The organism is Bradyrhizobium sp. AZCC 2262 (assembly GCF_036924535.1).
In the GTDB taxonomy this organism is placed as follows: domain Bacteria; phylum Pseudomonadota; class Alphaproteobacteria; order Rhizobiales; family Xanthobacteraceae; genus Bradyrhizobium.
Map to the genome: position 1 here is coordinate 4,681,001 of NZ_JAZHRT010000001.1, position 16,601 is coordinate 4,697,601.

The following is a 16,601-nucleotide window of genomic DNA, read 5'->3' on the forward strand; positions in this document are numbered from 1 at the left end:
ATGAGTTCGATCAATCGCCGCGACTTCGGCATCGCCGTGGTCGCGACCATGCTCCTGCCGATCGCCACCGCCCGCGCCGAGGATGTGGCTGTTCACATCGACAATTTCGTGTTCGAGCCGGCGCAACTCACGGTGAAGGTCGGCCAGACCGTGACCTGGACCAACCGCGACGACATTCCCCACACCGTGGTATGCGCCGGCAAGTTCAGGTCAAAGACGATGGATACCGACGGCACCTTCTCGTTCACGTTCGCGGCACCGGGCGACTACAAGTATTTTTGTTCGCTGCATCCGCATATGACGGGGATGGTCAAGGTTGAGTAGCGCGCCAAAGCAAGGCATCACAACCCTGCCCGGCCGGTGGACCGAACCCGGCCGGGCGGAATCCTGTTCTGCAGCAGCCGGACGAAAGGCGATGCCGATCAAAGCATCCGACCACGATCCCGAAAAGGCCCGACGGTTTCGCGAGGCCGCGCTGCCGTACCTGGACGACGCCTACACGCTGGCGCGCTACCTGCTTCGCAATGCCGCCGATGCGGAGGACGCGGTGCAGGAATGCTATCTGCGTGCGTTCAGGCATTTCGACAGCTATCGCGGGCCGGCGATGAAGCCGTGGCTGTTCGCGATCCTGCGCAATGTCTGCCGCGCCGAATATGCCCGTCGTGCCACCACGCCGACCAGCGCGATCGACGACGTGCCCGAAAGCGCCGAGCAGGCGCCGCTGTGGCATGAGGCCGAGGAAACACCGGAGGTGCAGCTACAGCGCCGCTGGGACGCCGACACCATCCGCCGGCTGGTGGCGGCGCTGGCCGAACCGTTCCGCGAGACCTTTGTGCTGCGTGAAATTCAGAACCTGTCGTACCGCGAGATTGCCGATGTCGCGGCAGTGCCCGTCGGCACCGTGATGTCACGTCTCGCCCGCGCCCGCGCCATGCTGCGATCGGCGTGGCTGGCGGAAGAGGAGCAACAAAAATGACCTGCGACGAAGCCGAAGTGCTGCTTCACGCATTGATCGACGGCGAGCTCGACGCCGGGCACGCGCGCGAGGTGGAAAACCATATCGCCGGCTGCCCGCGCTGCGCGGCAGCGCTACGGGATTATCGCACGATGAGCAAGGCAATTGCGGAAGCCGGCGTGGGCTACACCGCGCCCGCAGCGTTGCGTCGGCGCATCGAGGCTGCGCTGCCGCAGCCGCGCCGGGTGCCAAATCGCCGCGCCGTGCTGCGCGGCTTTGCGATGGGCTCGGCGGTATCGGCGCTGGCGGCAACCGGCCTGGTCGCGATCGTGCTGCGCAATGACGATGTCGAGCGCATCCAGTCCGAAGTGGTCTCGGCGCATTTGCGTTCGCTGCAGGCCGGACATCTCACCGACGTGATCTCCACCGACCAGCACACGGTCAAACCATGGTTCAACGGCAAGCTCGACGTCTCCCCGCCGGTGATCGATCTCACCGCGCAGGGCTTTACGCTGATCGGCGGCCGGCTCGATTATGTCGATGCCCGCGCCATCGGCGCCGTGGTTTACAAGCGGCGCCAGCACGTCATCAACCTGTTCGTGTCGCAGACGTCGAGCACCGAACGGCGCCCCGCGAAGATCGACACGATCCAGGGCTTCAACATCCGGCACTGGAGCGATCGCGGGCTGAACTACTGGGCGGTCAGCGATCTCGCAAAGGACGAGCTTGCGGATTTCGGCGAGAAATTCGAGAGCGCGATACGCGCACCAGGATAAAAATCGCAGGGCGCGCGGGCACGCTGACGCACCCGGCCCCGCGCAACAGGCATCAAGCCGTGTTCCTTATCGCGCCTTGCGATGACGTCGCGGCGCAATCTGCTGTTGATGACGTGCCGGCACAGCCCCGTCGTAATAGGCGTTCGATTGACCATAATAGTAGGCATTCGATTGATCGAACGGTCGATAGGCCGGCCTGCCGCCGAGCACGTCAGCGTTGGGATGATAGAACGCGAAAGCGCCGGGCTCCTGGATCGCGGCCTGTGCAAACACGGGCGTTGCGATCGCCGTCATCAGAAACGCGGCCGCGAGTGTCGGGATGGATTTGGTCATCGGAAAGATCCTCTCGGTGGTGATGAAGTCTCCTCGCTCAATTGGGTATCGCACCGCAAAAGCCGATAGCCGTGCGACGGCTCTCACCGCGATTTGAAAGGCACCGTTTGAAAACGTCCGATGGCGTGAACGCGCAGAATATTCTCACCGGCAAATGCGCAGAATATTCGTCTACAAATGAAACGACCGGCAGCAACGCCTTTCGCTATTTGCCGCCTGCGGCAGAAGCGAACTCGGCTCGAGCCGTCGCACGATCCCGGATATCGTTTCGCTCACCCGGGCTACGGCATCTGAACTTGCAGCGCTGCTATGTCTGCGGCGGATAGCGCTCGAAGCTCGGCAGTTCGTGGGCACGCTCCATCCAGCCAAGCCGCTCTGCCGTCTGGATATGCACCATCGCCGGCACGGCGTCGGGGTCGTCGTAGGTGCCGCTCTGAATGTCGACGATGCCGGGCAGTACATTCGCGTTGGTGTAGAAGAGACCCGTGCCGCAGTCGGCACAAAACTGCCGCCGGCCGTGTTCGGAGGACTCGTACACTTTGGGCGTCCCCTTCGTCACCTTGAGCGCGTCCTCCGTGTACATCGTCCATCCGACCATCGGCGCACCGGCGTGGCGGCGGCAATCCGCGCAGTGACACAGCGCATGCACGATGGGTTTGCCTTCGATCTGGTAGCGGATGGCGCCGCAATGACAGCCGCCAGCGATGTTGCTCATGCTTCTCTCCCCGATCGATGCGGCTGTTGCCGCTTGCGTCGGAGATAGGCTCGGAGATTGGCGATTCAACGGCGCAATGGCCTTGCCATTGCGTCTTACTGTCGCGTGACTAAGCGGACTTCCGCACCGCGTTGTCGACCAGCGTCTTGCCGCGGCCAGATCGCCGGGACCTGGCCGCCGTACGATCCAGAACGCCTGGGCCAATGCGAGCCTGACGGGTGGTCGGATAATGCGCAGGGATCAGCGCCGTGAGCGAGGCAGTCAATGCACCGTTGAAACGCGGGACGATAGATCAGCCTGCGACGTGCAGGCTAAGGCCTGCACGCTTTTGCAGATAACCGATCACGCTGAACAGATTCTTGGCTTGCGGGTTACCGCGCGGCCCGAACATGCGGATCAAGCTCTTGGGAGGCGCGCCGGTTGCTTCGCCTAGCTCTTCAAAGCCGACAGTCGCCTTGATGTAGTCGCGCAGGATCGTCTTGCCGGTATCGACATCGCCACTCAACAACGCATCAATGCCTTCGCGAAGAAGCGCCTCGGCGAATTTCTTATCGGTTTTGACCCGGCCTTGCACCAAATCCTTGAAATTCTTGGTTTTCGCCATTGCCTTGTCTCCGTTCAACTACGACCGCGCTTGTAGTCTCGCCAGTAAGCATGCGCCGCATCGATATCGCGCTGCTGTCGCTTCTTGGTGCCATCAGTCAGCAGAATGACCAACGTCTCGCCATCCCGTCCGAAATAAATCCGATAGCCAGGACCAAAATCGATCCGATACTCGAGCACGCCCTCTCCGACGCTTTTGACATTGGAGAAATTGCCCTGCTCCATGCGGACAACTGCGCGGGCGATCTTGGCGCCAGCCGTCGCGTCCAGTTCCGCGAACCACTCGGCGAACGGACTCTTTCCACTCGCGGAGATGTAGTAGCGGATTTCCAGCATACGCTGTTAGTAACACATATGTTACCCTAATTTCAAGGGCAAAGGCGCATAGGCTGGAGCCGTTGCTTGGTGCAACCGGCTTCGCTATTGCGGGCTAAGGTGATTGACTTCTCGCCTTACGCCGACTTCCGCACCGCGTTGTCGACCAGCGTCTTGCCGAGCGACCAGATCGCGCCGGGGACCTTGTGGCTGGCGGCGATGACGTCGTCGAACGACTTTTCGATCCAGTTGCAATCTTCTTCCGTGATCACGAGCGGCGGCAGCAGCTTGATGGTGTGGCTGCCGTGGCCGGAGACCTGCGTCAGGATCTTGTGATCCTTGAACAGCGGCACGGTGATGAGCTGGCAGAACAGGCCCTTGTTGGCAGTCTCCAAGAGATTCCAGGAAGCCTTCAGCCGCAGCGATTTCGGCGGACCGAACTCGATGCCAATCATCAATCCCTTGCCGCGCACTTCCTTCAGCAATTCATAGCCCGGCACCATGCGCGTGAGCGCGAGGCGAAGTTCGGCGCCGCGCTTGGCGGCCTGCTCGACCAGCTTTTCATGCTTGATCACGTCAAGGGTTGCGATGCCGGCGGCCATCGCCAGATCGTTCTTCGCAAAGGTCGAGCCGTGCACGACCGCGCGGTCCATCTGGTTGAAGATCTTGTCGAAGATGCTCTTGCGCGTCAGCAGCGCGCCGACCGGCACGTGACCACCGGACAATGCCTTGGCCAGCAGCACCATGTCGGGCTCGACATTCCAGTGCTCGACCGCGAGGAATTTTCCGGTGCGGCCGATGCCGGTCTGGATTTCGTCGGCGATGAAGATGGTGCCATATTTCTTGCACAGCGCGGCGGCGCCCGGCAAAAATTCATCCGACGGCAAGTTGACGCCCTTGCCCTGGATCGGCTCGACGATGAAGGCGGCGACCTGGCGCGACGACAGCGCCTGCTCGAGGGCGGCAAGATCATTGAAAGGAATTTGCGTGCAGCCCGGCAGCAGCGGCTCGAATCCGGAGCGGAAGTTCGCGTCGTCCATCAGCGAGAGTGCGCCGTAAGACAGGCCGTGGAAGGAATGGGAACAGGAGACGATTCCCGGACGGCCGGTCGCGCCACGCGCGAACTTGATCGCGGCCTCGACGGTCTCGGCGCCGGAATTGGCAAAGAACACCTTGTCCAGATATGGCACATGTTCCAGCAGGCGTTCCGCCAGCACGCCGGCGAGCGTGGACACATCAAGTTGAACCAGATTGGGAAAATCGCTGTCGAGGACGCCTTTCAGCGCCTGACGCAGCACCGGATGATTCCGGCCAATCGCAAAAACGCCAAATCCGCTCAGTAGATCAAGGTAGCGCGCCCCGTCACGATCGAACAGGTATTGACCTTGACCCTTCTGAAAGCCCACATCGTAGCCGATGGTCTTGAGCACCCTGACGAGCTGCTCATTCAGATGGCGTGCATGCAGGGAACTGCGCTGCGCCTGCCGCTCCACAAACATCTCGGAAACGTCTAGATATGAACTTGGCATTCGCTACATACGTCGGTTGATGGCCATTTCGTCAACTGAAAACACTCAATGCGGCGTTTTGACCGCCGCTTTGGATCAGCTACTTAAACATAGGTTTGAACCATGTTGCACTGCCCAAGAACCATCGCGCGTACAATAGTTTATTCGGGAGTTTTTTTAGCCACAGGTCTTAATGCTGCGCTTGCCGCCGATCCCACCGGGGACTGGAAAGTAGCCGATGGTGTGGCCAATATTCGCGTCGCCCAATGTAGCGGCAATATGTGGGGCGTCGTCGCCTGGGAAAAGGTGCCGGGCGGCAAGGACAAGAATAATCCGGATGTCGCCAAGCAGAGCCGGCCGACCTTGGGCATGCCGATCCTGATCGACATGAAGAAAAAGCCCGGCGTCGATGCCTGGGAAGGCCAAGTTTATAACGCCAAGGACGGACAGCTCTACAGCTCGACGATCAAGCCGGTCGGCGCCGACCAGCTTGAGATTCAGGGCTGCGTGCTCGGCTTCCTTTGCGGCGGTGAAACCTGGACCCGTGCCGGACCGCCGATTCCCTCGAGCCCCACCAACAGCATGGCCAAGGGTGCGCCGAAGGGAGCGCCCGGCGCGGCGCCCAAGACCGCAGCACCGGCTCCTGCACCGGCGGCACCGAAGACCACGGGTGCAGCGAATCCCGCACCTGCCAGCCCTGCGCCCGCGCCGAAAGCCGCGCCCGCTCAGAAGCAGGCGGCCGGCCAGCCGGGTCAGCCCGCCGATATCGGCGATATCTGCCTACTCCCCGACATCGCGCGGTTTGCCCATTAGGGCAGGCTGGAACAACAGCACCGCGGCCAGCGTGATGATGAACGACAGCACCAGCAGTTTACCCATGCTGGCGGTGCCGGGATGACTGGATAGCCACAGGCTTCCGAACGCGGTCGCGGTCGTCAGCGCCGAGAAAAAGATCGCGCGCGTCAGGCTCGACTGCAGCAGATTCGTCCTCCCCTCGCGCCAGGCCGTGACGTAGTAGATCTTGAAGGCGACGCCGACGCCGAGCAGCAGCGGCAACGCGACGATATTGGCGAAGTTGAGCGGCAGCTCGATCAGCACGCAAAGTTCCAGCGTCACGGCACCGGCCACCAGCAGCGGCACCATCGTCATCAGCACGTCGCTGACCCGCCGCAGCGTCAAATAGAGCAACAGGCTGATCACCAGCAGCGCCCAGATGCCGGCATGGATGAACGCCTTCACGATGGTGTCGCCGGATTTGAGAATCGACACCGGCCCGCCGATCGCATTCGGCTCGGCCGCCAGCACCGCATCGGCAAATCGGCGCAGGTTTTCGTTGTCGTTGGGATCGCCCTTCGGCAACGCCTCGACGCGAATCAACCCGTCCCTGGATTTCCAGCTGTTCAACAGTTCCGGCGGCAGCGTCTTCAGCGTGACGGGGCCTGCCTGCATCGTGTTCTTGAGCTGATCGAATACGATCTTGAGCGGGGTGACGAAAATGTTCTGCGCCTTGTCGCGCGTCGCCTGGTTGCTGCCGGCCAATTTCGACAGCGCATCCGCCAGCCTTCGCGAGGCAACCGCGCCCGGCCCCTTGCCGTCGCCGGCGGTCCTGCGCAGGCTGTCGACGGAACTCTTCAGCGCCTCCACGTTCTCCTGATCGGTGGGCGCCGCATCGACGGAATCGGGATTGAGCGCGGGCCCCACCACCCTCGCCGCCTTCGCGATCAACTGCAGCTTGGCCGGCTGATCCTCAGGCACGAAACTGTCGATCGACATCACGCGCAGGACTTCCGGCAGCTTTTCCAGCCGCGCCTCGATCTTCTTCGCTTCCGCTTCCGACGTGGTCAGCACGTTGATGGCATTGGCGCCGGTGTTGGGGTCCTTGCGCAGGTCGAGGAAGGTCGCGATCGATTCAGCCTTCGGATTGCGCAGGTTGATCGGGTTGAAGTCGAATTTCATGAAATAGAGCAGCGGCAGACCGGCCACGACGAGAAGCAGCGTGCCAACGACGATGATGACGCGATGCCTTTCGAGGAATTCGTCCACCGGCGCCAGAAACGCGTAACCGACCGGCTCGCTTTCGCCGGGCGGGTGAAGCAGCTTCAGCATGGCAGGCAGCGCCGTGATGCTGGTGATGAACGCGATCAGCATGCCTGCGCCGGCAATCTTGCCGAGTTCGGAAATACCCTTGTAGTCGGTCGGCAGGAAACACAGGAAGCCGGCGGCGGTCGCCATCGCGGCGAGCGATAGCGGGACCGCGCAACGTCTGGCCGCGCTCTCCAGCGCGAGCGCCAGATCCTCGTTCTTGAAACGCTCGGAACGGTAGCGGACGCTGAACTGGATGCCGAAATCGACGCCGAGGCCGACGAACAGCACGGCAAAGGCGATCGACAGCAGGTTCAGCGACCCCACCATCATCAGACCGACCGCGGTCGTCAGCGAAAGGCCGATGAACAGGTTTACGAACACCGCGAAGATGATCTTCGCGGAATGCAGCGCCATCCAGAGAATTACGAGGACGATGAGGACGGTTACGATACCGTTGAGGATCGCGCCGTCCTGCACGGTCGAATATTCCTCATTCGCGATCGGAACCGGACCGGTCAACCGCACGCGCGCTTTGTACTGGTCCGCGAAATTGAGATCGGTCGCGGCCTGCCGGATCGCATCGGTCGCACTCTTGCCGGGTTCCAACTCGCTGTAGTCGAGCTTCGGCTTGAACTCGATGAAGGCGCGGCGGTCGGCATCGGTCAAAGGCTTGTCGCTGGTAAGTTCGCGCCAGGAGAACGTCGCCGTCCCCTTGTTCAGGATGTCCTCGACCGTCTGGCTGATCAGGTTGAAGGGCCGTTCGGTATTGTCCAGCTTGACCTGCCCGCGCTTGACGCCGGCAAGCCCGGTCTCCAGCGCACCGGTCAGGCCGCGGATCGAGGGATCGCCGGCCATGATCTCGATCAGGGGGGCTGCGGCTTCGAGCTGGCCGGTGACCTTGCCGACTTCTTCCACCGGCAGGAACAACAGCCCGTTCTTTTCGAAGAACTCGCCGGAACCCAGCGGCTGCACCGATTCGAAATGCTTGGTGTCGCCGGTGAGTTTTGCGGCCAGCGCCTTGCTCGCGGCGCTGGCGAGTTCGGGCGTCGGCGCCTCGACGACGGCAAGAATCAGTTTTTCGCGGTCGAACGCCTGCTCGAACTGGTTGTCGCGCTTGCGCCAGTCGAGGTCGGGCGAAATCAGCGTGTTGATGTCGGTGTTGATGGCGAAATGCCGGGCGGCATAGTAGCTCGCTCCAACTGCCAGAAGCAGGGCGACGATGACGACGAGAGTGGCAAACCGCGTACAGGTTCTGACAACGGAGACAACAATACTGGTCAGCACTTCGTTTCTTTCTAAATCTCAAAGGAGAGCTGGGCGAAAACGCCCGCTGTCTAGCGGAGTTCCCGAAGCCGATCTAATGTTGTTTTGGTTACTTGCCCGAGGGTTCAAGCGAAGCCGCCAAAACCGACCGGAACGGGTGTTCGGGGCCGGTATACCCCGTCCGAATGGGCGATAAAGTGACGAACCGGTGAGGAGCAATGGTTGTCCAGCGCGCTTTTAGGTATTTTATTACCTATTGCCCGGTAACCATTGCGCGATGCACCTTTTCTAGCCACACAATTTTTGACACATAGTCCTGCGCTTCCATCTACTTGGGTGGGGATTACCTGCGGGTTCCGGTCGTGGTGCGGATATTGCAAATATCCGGATGTGACCGGCTGCACGGAGACCTTCGGGTGAATTTGCGAATTCAGTACCTAGTGCAACTATCGTGATGGATAATCCCATGGAAGTGTATCTAGCGCAGCCCCGCGGATTTTGTGCGGGCGTCGTGCGTGCCATCGAAATCGTTGAGCGCGCGCTCGAGAAATACGGTCCGCCGGTCTATGTCCGGCACGAGATCGTGCATAACAAATACGTGGTCGAAAGCCTCAAGGCCAAGGGCGCGATCTTCGTCGAAGATCTGTCGGAGGTTCCGCCGCGCGCGGTAACCGTCTTCAGCGCCCATGGCGTGGCCCGCAGCGTCGAGGAAGAGGCCGCCGCCCGCGGCCTGCCCGTCCTCAATGCCACCTGCCCGCTGGTCACCAAGGTCCATAATCAGGGCAAGCGGTATATGTCCAAAGGCCGTACCCTGGTACTGATCGGCCATGCCGGCCATCCCGAAGTCGAGGGCACCATGGGCCAGGTTCCGGGGCCGGTTCTGCTGGTCCAGAACGTCGACGACGTGGCGGTCCTGCCGCTGCCGACCGACGCCCCGGTGGCCTATATCACCCAGACCACCCTTAGCGTGGATGACACAAAGGACATAATTGCGGCCCTTCAAGCCAAATTTACAGATATTCAAGGCCCCGACATCCGGGATATCTGCTATGCGACACAGAACCGGCAATCTGCGGTAAGGGACCTAAGTAAGCTAGTGGACGTCATTTTGGTGGTGGGCGCCGCCAATAGTTCCAACTCAAACAGGCTTCGCGAAATCGGCACCGAGGTCGGCGTCGCGAGTTATCTCATTGCCGACGGGAGCGAGTTGAATCCCGATTGGCTGAAGGATGCGAAAGCCGTCGGCATTACGGCGGGCGCCTCGGCGCCCGAAGTTTTGGTCGATGACGTGATCGAGGCTTTGAGGCGTATCGGACCCGTCAAGGTGTCGGTGCTTCCGGGCCGAGAGGAGAACATCGAGTTCCGGCTTCCGGCCGAACTGACTGCGGGTTGATCCACTTCAAGATTCCAAGTCTGGGCCCCAGGCCCAGACCCAGGTCCAGAAAGAAAATCTCTCAAATGGCAATACCATTCTTCAAGGAAATGCGTATCGGCGGCTATCTGATCAAGCAGAAGCTGCTTGGCCGGAAACGTTATCCGCTCGTGCTGATGCTGGAACCGTTGTTCCGCTGCAACCTCGCTTGTGTCGGCTGCGGCAAGATCGACTATCCCGACGCGATCCTCAACCGCCGCATGTCGGCGCAGGAGTGCTGGGACGCGGCCGACGAATGCGGTGCGCCGATGGTGGCAATCCCCGGCGGCGAGCCGCTGATTCACAAGGAGATCGGCGAGATCGTGCGCGGCCTCGTGGCGCGCAAGAAGTTCGTCTCGCTGTGCACCAACGCGCTGCTCCTGGAAAAGAAGCTCGATCTGTTCGAGCCCTCGCCCTATCTGTTCTTTTCGGTGCATCTCGACGGCCTGAAGGACCACCACGACAAGGCGGTGTCGCAGAAGGGCGTGTTCGATCGCGCCGTCTCCGCGATCAAGGCCGCGAAAGCGCGCGGCTTCACCGTCAACGTCAACGCCACGATCTTCGACGGCCATCCGGCTGAAGAGATCGCCAAGTTCCTCGACTTCACGACCGAACTCGGCGTCGGCGTCTCGATGTCGCCGGGCTACGCCTATGAGCGCGCCCCGGACCAGGAGCACTTCCTCAACCGCACCAAGACCAAGAAACTGTTCCGCGACGTGTTCGCGCTCGGCAAGGGCAAGAAGTGGAACTTCATGCATTCCGGCCTGTTCCTGGACTTCCTCGCAGGTAACCAGAGCTACGAATGCACGCCGTGGGGCATGCCGGCCCGCAACATCTTCGGCTGGCAGAAACCCTGCTATCTGCTCGGTGAAGGCTACACCAAGACCTTCAAGGAGCTGATGGAGACGACGGACTGGAACACCTACGGCACCGGCAAGTACGAGAAGTGCGCCGATTGCATGGCGCATTGCGGCTACGAGCCGACGGCTGCCAACGCCGCCCTGGTCAATCCGTTGAAAGCGATGTGGGTCGCGCTCCGCGGCGTCCGCACCACGGGGCCGATGGCACCCGAAATCGATCTCTCCAAGCAGCGCCCGGCGCAGTACATCTTCTCGGCTGAGGTGCAGAAGCGCCTGTCCGAGATCCGCCGCGACGAGGCGGCGGCTGCCGCCGCCAAGCAGCAAGCGAAAGAAGAAAAAGCCTCCACCGCCGCCTGAGCGGGGCGGAGAAAAGATTAGGGCCCGGTTCTCAGCGAACCGGGCCCTTTCTTTTTCGTGTTTCTCGGACCGTCGTGGAACGCCGCTAATTCGTCCGAGTCCGCAGAAGCAGATTCTCGATCTCTGCCGCGCGCCGGGAGCTGAGTGTGCCGCGCTCGACTCCGAGCGGGACATTGCGGAGAGCCAGTTCGCGGTACAACGCGCCCGAGGAAGGAAAGCGCGCGTCCAATGCTTCGAGGTGCTTGAGGATCGTTCCAACGTCCCCGCGCGCCACGCACCCGCCCATGCCGTTGGCCAGTCCGCCGTCAAGAACGGCTGCGACCGTCCCCCGCAGCAGCGGCATCATGGCACGCAGCGCGTCTGCCTCGCTGGCGCCAAAACTCTTCCAGAGTTCGACGCCTTCCTTGAGCAGAGCGATCAGGAACGGACCGACATAGTAGGCCGAGGCATGATAAAGCGCTCGCACGCCAGCCGGCAGCGCCAGCGGTTCGCACCCGATGCTGGTCGCGAGCATTTCCAGCTCACGCCTGAAATCGGGTTCTGCTTCGATGCCGACGGTGCATCCGCGCAACCCCTCGAGCGCGACGTCGGGATTTGCAAACATCTGCATCGGATGAAATCCGCCGGTTAGGGCGCCTGCGGATTTCGCGTGATCCAGCGCCGCCAGTTCGGTCGCTCCGCTGCAATGGACGACGCGGTGACGCGCCTCCCACCGCAAATCGCGGCAGACCGGCAGGATCGCGTCGTCGCTCACCGCCAGGAAGACCACATCGCAGATGTCCACGACCTCTTGCGCATGGGTCATCGGCCGGGCTGACGGTACCCGGGATCCCAGGCGACGCGCCGCATCGGGGCCACGGTTGTAAAAAGCCGTGATGTTCAGGTTGGCGCGGTCAAACGCCGGCGCGAGCGTTTGCGCCACACGACCGGCGCCGATGAAGCCGATTCTCAACGCCGCCAGCGCCGTGCTCATTGAGCATAGCTCCCGTCGATGCGATCGAGCCTTCGTAACAGCGCCGGCCATTCCAGCAGGCCGTAGCCGGCTTGCAGATTTTGCGCCGCTTCGTTCAATACCGGATTGGTATCGCGCTCGTTGTCCAGCGTGATCTCGGTGCCCGCGAAGCAGGTCACGGTGTTGTCGATCGCCGTTTCGGTCGGCGCGTGAAGCGGCCGTCCGCAGCCGAGCGCGTCGACCTGTATCCGGCAAGCCTGCTCCAGCCAATAGATGGCATTGAACGCCTGCGGAATCGTGTTGCCGCAGGCCAGCAGGCCATGATTGCGTAGAACCAGCACGTTGTTTCGGCCGAGATCGGCGACAACCCGGTCGCATTCGTCCCGATCGATCGCCGGTCCCTCGAAGTCGTGATAGCCGATCCGCCCGTGAAACCGCATCGCCGTCTGGGACAGCGGAAGCAGCCCTTCGGCGAGCGCACTGACGGCCGTGCCGGCCCTGGTGTGAGTATGGAGAACGCATTTTACGTCGGGCCGCGCCCGGTGGATTGGGGCATGCAGATAGAATCCGGCCACGTTGACATTGTAGCCGTGATCGGGCTGCAGCAAGGTCCGGCCATCGATATCGATCTTGACGAGGCTCGACGCGGTGATTTCCTCGTACAGCATGCCATATGGATTGATCAGATATTGGTCGTCATGCGCCGGGACCTGTGCACTGATGTGGTTGTAGATCAGGTCGGTCATTCCATAGAGCGCCACCAATCGGTAACACGCCGCGAGATCGACGCGGGTCGCCCACTCCTCTTCCCCCACGGCGGCCCGGATGTCGTTGACGGAGCGAATTTCGGTTTGATGCATGTTACCTGGCCGCAACCGCGGCCCCTCTTATTAGTGACGGATGACGGAGGCGCGCTCCACGATCCGGGCAAGACCTTCCGACGACGGAAGAGCGCCGAATACGTGCATCCCATCCATGTCCAGCCTGGATTTCACGAAGAGATCGGCGGCATCGGCATCGCCATGCTGCAACATCTCGGCAGCCTGCAACGCATGCGACATTCGGGTGACCAGCGCCCTCGCATGCCCATCATCCGGGTATCGTGCACGCAATCGATCGGCGAGATCTTCCGTGCTCCTGTCGTATATCCGGCTGACACCCCTGCTCGCACGCAGTTCGTCGACAAATGCGTCCCGGCAGCGTGCATCCCGTTGCATTGCCCGCAGAACATCCATGCACATCATGTTCGAGGTGCCCTCCCATATCGAATTCAGCGGCGCCTCGCGGTAAAGGCGCGCCATCGCGTTCTCCATGATGAAGCCATTGCCGCCGTGCACCTGCAGGCACTCGTAGCTGAAAGACGGCGCGCGCTGACAATTCCAGAACTTCACCACGGGCGTGGCAACCCGCGCCAGGAGCCGTTCGTGTTCGCTGATCTGCAGGCCGTCAGTCGCACGCGCGATCCGAAGTGCGCCAAGCATCGCCGCCTCGCTCTCGAGTGCGAGGTCGGCGAGCACATTGCGTTGCATGGGAAGCTCGGACATGGGCTTGCCAAACGCCGTTCGCGTTTGCGCGTGGTTCAATGCCAGGCTCAAGGCCTGCCGCATAAGTCCGGCGGAGCCGACCGCAAAATCCAGCCTGGTCAGATGAGCATGCGAAAGGATTTCCCTGATGCCGCGCCCTTCTTCGCCGACAAGGATCGACCACGTGTCGTGGTACTCGATCTCGCTCGAAGCGTTTGAACGGTTGCCGCACTTGTCCTTCAAACGCTGAATGAAGATGCGGTTGGCGCTGCCATCGGGCAGCAGGCGCGGCACGAACAGACAGCTTACGCCGGATTCGGTTCGCGCCAGCGTGTAGAACCCGTCGGCCACCGGCACCGAGAAAAACCATTTGTGGCCGGTGAGCGAATAGATCTCGCCGTGAGCGCCGCGTTCGATGAAATGTGCTGTCGTCTGGGTTTCACGCAGATCGGAGCCGCCCTGCTTCTCGGTCATCGCATAGCCGATGACCGCCGCACGCTTGGCGTCGATCGGAAGACGACGCGGATCGTAGTCCGCCACCAGCGTTCGCTCCCGCCACATCGCAAATTGCGGCTTGCCGGAAAATCCGGCGATTGCGGCGTAAGCCATCCCGGTGGGGCAACCGACGCCGTTCTCGATCTGATTCCAGAGGTAACTCAGCGCCGCGCGCGCCAAATGTCCATTCGGCTCGCTCGTCGACCACGCCAGACTATGGACCTCGCTTTGGAACGCCAGCGCCATCAGTTGATGCCAGGCCGGATGAAACTCGACCCAATCATTACGGTTGCCATACCGGTCATGGGTCACAAGTTTCGGTTCGTGCTCGTTGGCAAGTCGCGCGGCCTCCTGCACGGATTCGCAGCCGGCGTGGGCTCCGAGCGCGGAAAGCTTGTCCTTCGCCCACGGCGCGATCTTTGCGATCAGGCTGCTCAGCGCCCGGTCGCCATCGAACGCGTTGAAACCGAGGGGTGGCCGCGCCTGATTGCGGACTTCGTGGGTCGCAATCGGAGTGGTTTTCGCTTCCACGATAGCAACCGGCTGGACGCGCACGTTCATGCGGAGACTTTCGATACGAATGTCAATTCAGGCGTGGCGCGCCGAAACAGCATGCGCGCGGAAAGCCCTGCGATCGCCTGTGCGATCGCCTTCGCTGCGTCGGAATCGGGGGCCGCTTCCGGCGCCAGAGGACCGACCAGGGCCTCCATGAAAGCGCCGGTCACGCACGATGCCGCGACGTTCGCGTCGATCTGGACGAATTCGCCGCTGGCGATGCCGCGCCGGACGAGCCTGGCGATTTGATCGGCCAGGGCCGCCCGGTATTTCAGGCGTGCGGCGTCGATCTCCGGCTCGCATGGTTCGGCGATCAGCGCGTAGGCCAGACGGCGGCCGCGCATCGCCCGTATCGAGAAGGTGTAAATCGCGTCCACCAGACATTGGGACGCAGATCCCTCCGCGTCGACGATCGCGGCGACCACGGCCACCTCGCGCTCGGAGACCAGCCCGAGCACTTGCGCGTACAGATCCGCCTTGGAGTCGAAGTAGCGGTACACGCTGCCTGTTGCCACCCCTGCCCGTGCGGCGATCAGGGCGATCTGGGCATCCTTCCACCCACTCAGCGCCACGGCGTCTCGTGCGGCATCCAGAATGCGCGCTTTGGTTTCAACGAGTTGATTGAGGCGAATAGCGGCTATTGCCATAATGAACCTTAATTCATGAATACAGGATCACTATTCATTTTTGGTCGAATGCCGGCGCTTGTCAAGTATCTGGCAGGTCCTGCGGTCTGCAAAACGACGCCAGTTGCCAGGAAAGCTGCGACGTGTCGCCCGAGATCAATGCGTGCCTGAGACCAAGGCCACGCTCAGAAGCCCCAGGGACAGGAACGCGCATACCAAGCCCCCACCTGAATACGGTGAACCATAGCGTTTTCGAGCGAAGCATGCCCTCGGACTTGATCCGGGAGTGGATACCGGTTCGCGTGAAGAAAACGCGTCAAAACGCAGAATCTGGAGCTTTCGGTTCTGCTTCAATCAGAACCGATAATGCTCTAGTTCAGCGCCAGCCGACGGCCGACGATCACCGGTGCAATGGAATGAGGAACGTCATCGGAGCCGGCCGCCCATCCGCGCCTCAGGGCAAGGCAGCTATTTTCAAGCCCCGGTTCGACGAACCGAAGCCCTTCTCTTTGTTTGGTGCTTTCTGAATTCAAGAGCCGGCGCGGATCAGATCTCCGCGGTGGCAAGCCCCTCTTCGCCGTGCAGGAAGCCGCGGCAGCCGCGCAGGGAGCGCAGCGCACGATTGAAATCGATTCCGGTCGAGACCAGCGCGCGCAGCGACCTCGGATTGCGCGCCACCCCGCGCAGCACCTTGCGGAGGTCGATGTCGCCGTTCGGCTTGATGGCGCTCTTGGCCAGTGCCGGAAGCGCCCGGCTGGCGGGATCGGAGATGACCCGCAGCGCCGCGAACGGCAGGCCGGCCTCGGCCGCATAGGCTGCGGCAATATGGCTCTCCATATCAACCGCCGCTGCGCCCGTCTCCGAATGCAGCGCGGCCTTGCAGGCGGTCGCCGCAATCACCTGCTCCACGCCGGCCAGGCCGCCGCGGACCACGCGCCGGCGGTGCAGCGCGGCACGGGCGATCATTTCCTCGTTCAGCGCCAGACCTGCCAGAAATCGGGTATCGCCGGCCAGCACCTCGGTCGCCACCACCACGTCGCCCGATTTCAAAGACGGATCGAGCCCGCCAGCGACGCCGAACGAGATGACACCCCTGAAAGTGGTGGAATCCAGCGTTGCCAGCAGTGCACGCAATTGCTGCGGGTCGCTGGAACTGCAGATGACAATCATGCCGGGCCCGGCCGCGATGCGGGCCTCCTGCACCAATCCTGTTACGATCAAAACCGGCCGCGGATCATTCGAATTGCGATCAACCGAACTGTCCACGAT

The 16,601-nt window shown here is 61.9% G+C and carries 17 protein-coding genes; 6 read left to right on the top strand and 11 right to left on the bottom strand.

Annotated elements, in window-relative coordinates; genetic code table 11:
• The 3 genes from V1283_RS22310 to V1283_RS22320 all read left to right on the top strand — a co-directional run bounded on the left by V1283_RS22310 (position 1) and on the right by V1283_RS22320 (position 1,731).
• Complete coding sequence (locus tag V1283_RS22310; RefSeq protein ID WP_334388603.1) at positions 1-324, top strand: cupredoxin domain-containing protein; 324 nt, start codon at positions 1-3, stop codon at positions 322-324.
• Between the two features lie 91 nt (positions 325-415).
• Positions 416-976, top strand: a complete 561-nt coding sequence (locus V1283_RS22315; RefSeq protein ID WP_334388604.1) for a sigma-70 family RNA polymerase sigma factor — start codon at positions 416-418, stop codon at positions 974-976.
• Entirely contained in the window at positions 973-1,731 is a 759-nt protein-coding gene (locus V1283_RS22320) for an anti-sigma factor family protein (protein WP_334388605.1), read from the top strand. Before V1283_RS22315 ends, V1283_RS22320 begins: the two co-directional genes overlap by 4 nt.
• A 66-nt stretch (positions 1,732-1,797) precedes the next feature.
• On the opposite strand, the gene V1283_RS22325 is transcribed toward V1283_RS22320, so the two are convergent.
• The 5 genes from V1283_RS22325 to hpnO form a co-directional block, all read right to left on the bottom strand.
• A complete protein-coding gene (locus tag V1283_RS22325) occupies positions 1,798-2,064 on the bottom strand; it encodes a hypothetical protein (protein ID WP_334388606.1) in 267 nt (88 codons plus the stop codon).
• 307 nt (positions 2,065-2,371) lie between these two features.
• Entirely contained in the window at positions 2,372-2,779 is a 408-nt protein-coding gene (locus V1283_RS22330; protein ID WP_334388607.1) for a GFA family protein, read from the bottom strand.
• A gap of 292 nt (positions 2,780-3,071) precedes the next feature.
• A complete protein-coding gene (locus tag V1283_RS22335; RefSeq protein ID WP_334388608.1) occupies positions 3,072-3,383 on the bottom strand; it encodes a transcriptional regulator in 312 nt (103 codons plus the stop codon).
• Between the two features lie 14 nt (positions 3,384-3,397).
• The gene (locus tag V1283_RS22340; protein ID WP_334388609.1) at positions 3,398-3,718 is read right to left on the bottom strand and encodes a type II toxin-antitoxin system RelE/ParE family toxin; all 321 of its coding nucleotides are present in this window, start codon (positions 3,716-3,718) and stop codon (positions 3,398-3,400) included.
• Between the two features lie 116 nt (positions 3,719-3,834).
• The gene (hpnO, locus tag V1283_RS22345) at positions 3,835-5,226 is read right to left on the bottom strand and encodes an aminobacteriohopanetriol synthase HpnO (RefSeq protein WP_334388610.1); all 1,392 of its coding nucleotides are present in this window, start codon (positions 5,224-5,226) and stop codon (positions 3,835-3,837) included.
• Positions 5,227-5,328: 102 nt separating this feature from the next.
• Here hpnO and V1283_RS22350 point away from each other — a divergent pair, with 102 nt between their 5' ends.
• Positions 5,329-6,018 carry a DUF2147 domain-containing protein gene (locus V1283_RS22350; RefSeq protein ID WP_334388611.1) on the top strand — a complete coding sequence of 230 codons (690 nt, stop codon included), beginning with the start codon at positions 5,329-5,331 and terminating at the stop codon, positions 6,016-6,018.
• Here V1283_RS22350 and V1283_RS22355 read toward each other — a convergent pair.
• Complete coding sequence (locus V1283_RS22355) at positions 5,986-8,574, bottom strand: MMPL family transporter (RefSeq protein ID WP_334388612.1); 2,589 nt, start codon at positions 8,572-8,574, stop codon at positions 5,986-5,988. The genes V1283_RS22350 and V1283_RS22355 overlap by 33 nt on opposite strands.
• 445 nt (positions 8,575-9,019) lie before the next feature.
• On the opposite strand from V1283_RS22355, the gene ispH reads away from it, so the two are divergent.
• The gene (gene ispH, locus V1283_RS22360; RefSeq protein ID WP_334388613.1) at positions 9,020-9,946 is read left to right on the top strand and encodes a 4-hydroxy-3-methylbut-2-enyl diphosphate reductase; all 927 of its coding nucleotides are present in this window, start codon (positions 9,020-9,022) and stop codon (positions 9,944-9,946) included.
• Between the two features lie 65 nt (positions 9,947-10,011).
• Positions 10,012-11,181, top strand: coding sequence for an adenosyl-hopene transferase HpnH (gene hpnH, locus V1283_RS22365; protein WP_334388615.1), 1,170 nt, complete (start codon positions 10,012-10,014; stop codon positions 11,179-11,181).
• A gap of 85 nt (positions 11,182-11,266) precedes the next feature.
• Here the strand turns inward: hpnH and V1283_RS22370 are convergent, their stop codons facing one another.
• The 5 genes from V1283_RS22370 to V1283_RS22390 all read right to left on the bottom strand — a co-directional run bounded on the left by V1283_RS22370 (position 11,267) and on the right by V1283_RS22390 (position 16,598).
• Positions 11,267-12,154, bottom strand: a complete 888-nt coding sequence (locus V1283_RS22370; RefSeq protein ID WP_334388616.1) for a Rossmann-like and DUF2520 domain-containing protein — start codon at positions 12,152-12,154, stop codon at positions 11,267-11,269.
• Entirely contained in the window at positions 12,151-12,993 is an 843-nt protein-coding gene (locus V1283_RS22375) for a class II aldolase/adducin family protein (RefSeq protein WP_334388618.1), read from the bottom strand. The genes V1283_RS22370 and V1283_RS22375 overlap by 4 nt, the downstream gene beginning before the upstream one ends.
• A gap of 30 nt (positions 12,994-13,023) precedes the next feature.
• Entirely contained in the window at positions 13,024-14,712 is a 1,689-nt protein-coding gene (locus tag V1283_RS22380; RefSeq protein ID WP_334388619.1) for an acyl-CoA dehydrogenase family protein, read from the bottom strand.
• Positions 14,709-15,353 carry a TetR/AcrR family transcriptional regulator gene (locus V1283_RS22385; RefSeq protein WP_334388620.1) on the bottom strand — a complete coding sequence of 215 codons (645 nt, stop codon included), beginning with the start codon at positions 15,351-15,353 and terminating at the stop codon, positions 14,709-14,711. Before V1283_RS22385 ends, V1283_RS22380 begins: the two co-directional genes overlap by 4 nt.
• A gap of 525 nt (positions 15,354-15,878) precedes the next feature.
• Entirely contained in the window at positions 15,879-16,598 is a 720-nt protein-coding gene (locus V1283_RS22390; protein ID WP_334393141.1) for a phosphorylase, read from the bottom strand.
• Positions 16,599-16,601: the final 3 nt, after the last annotated feature.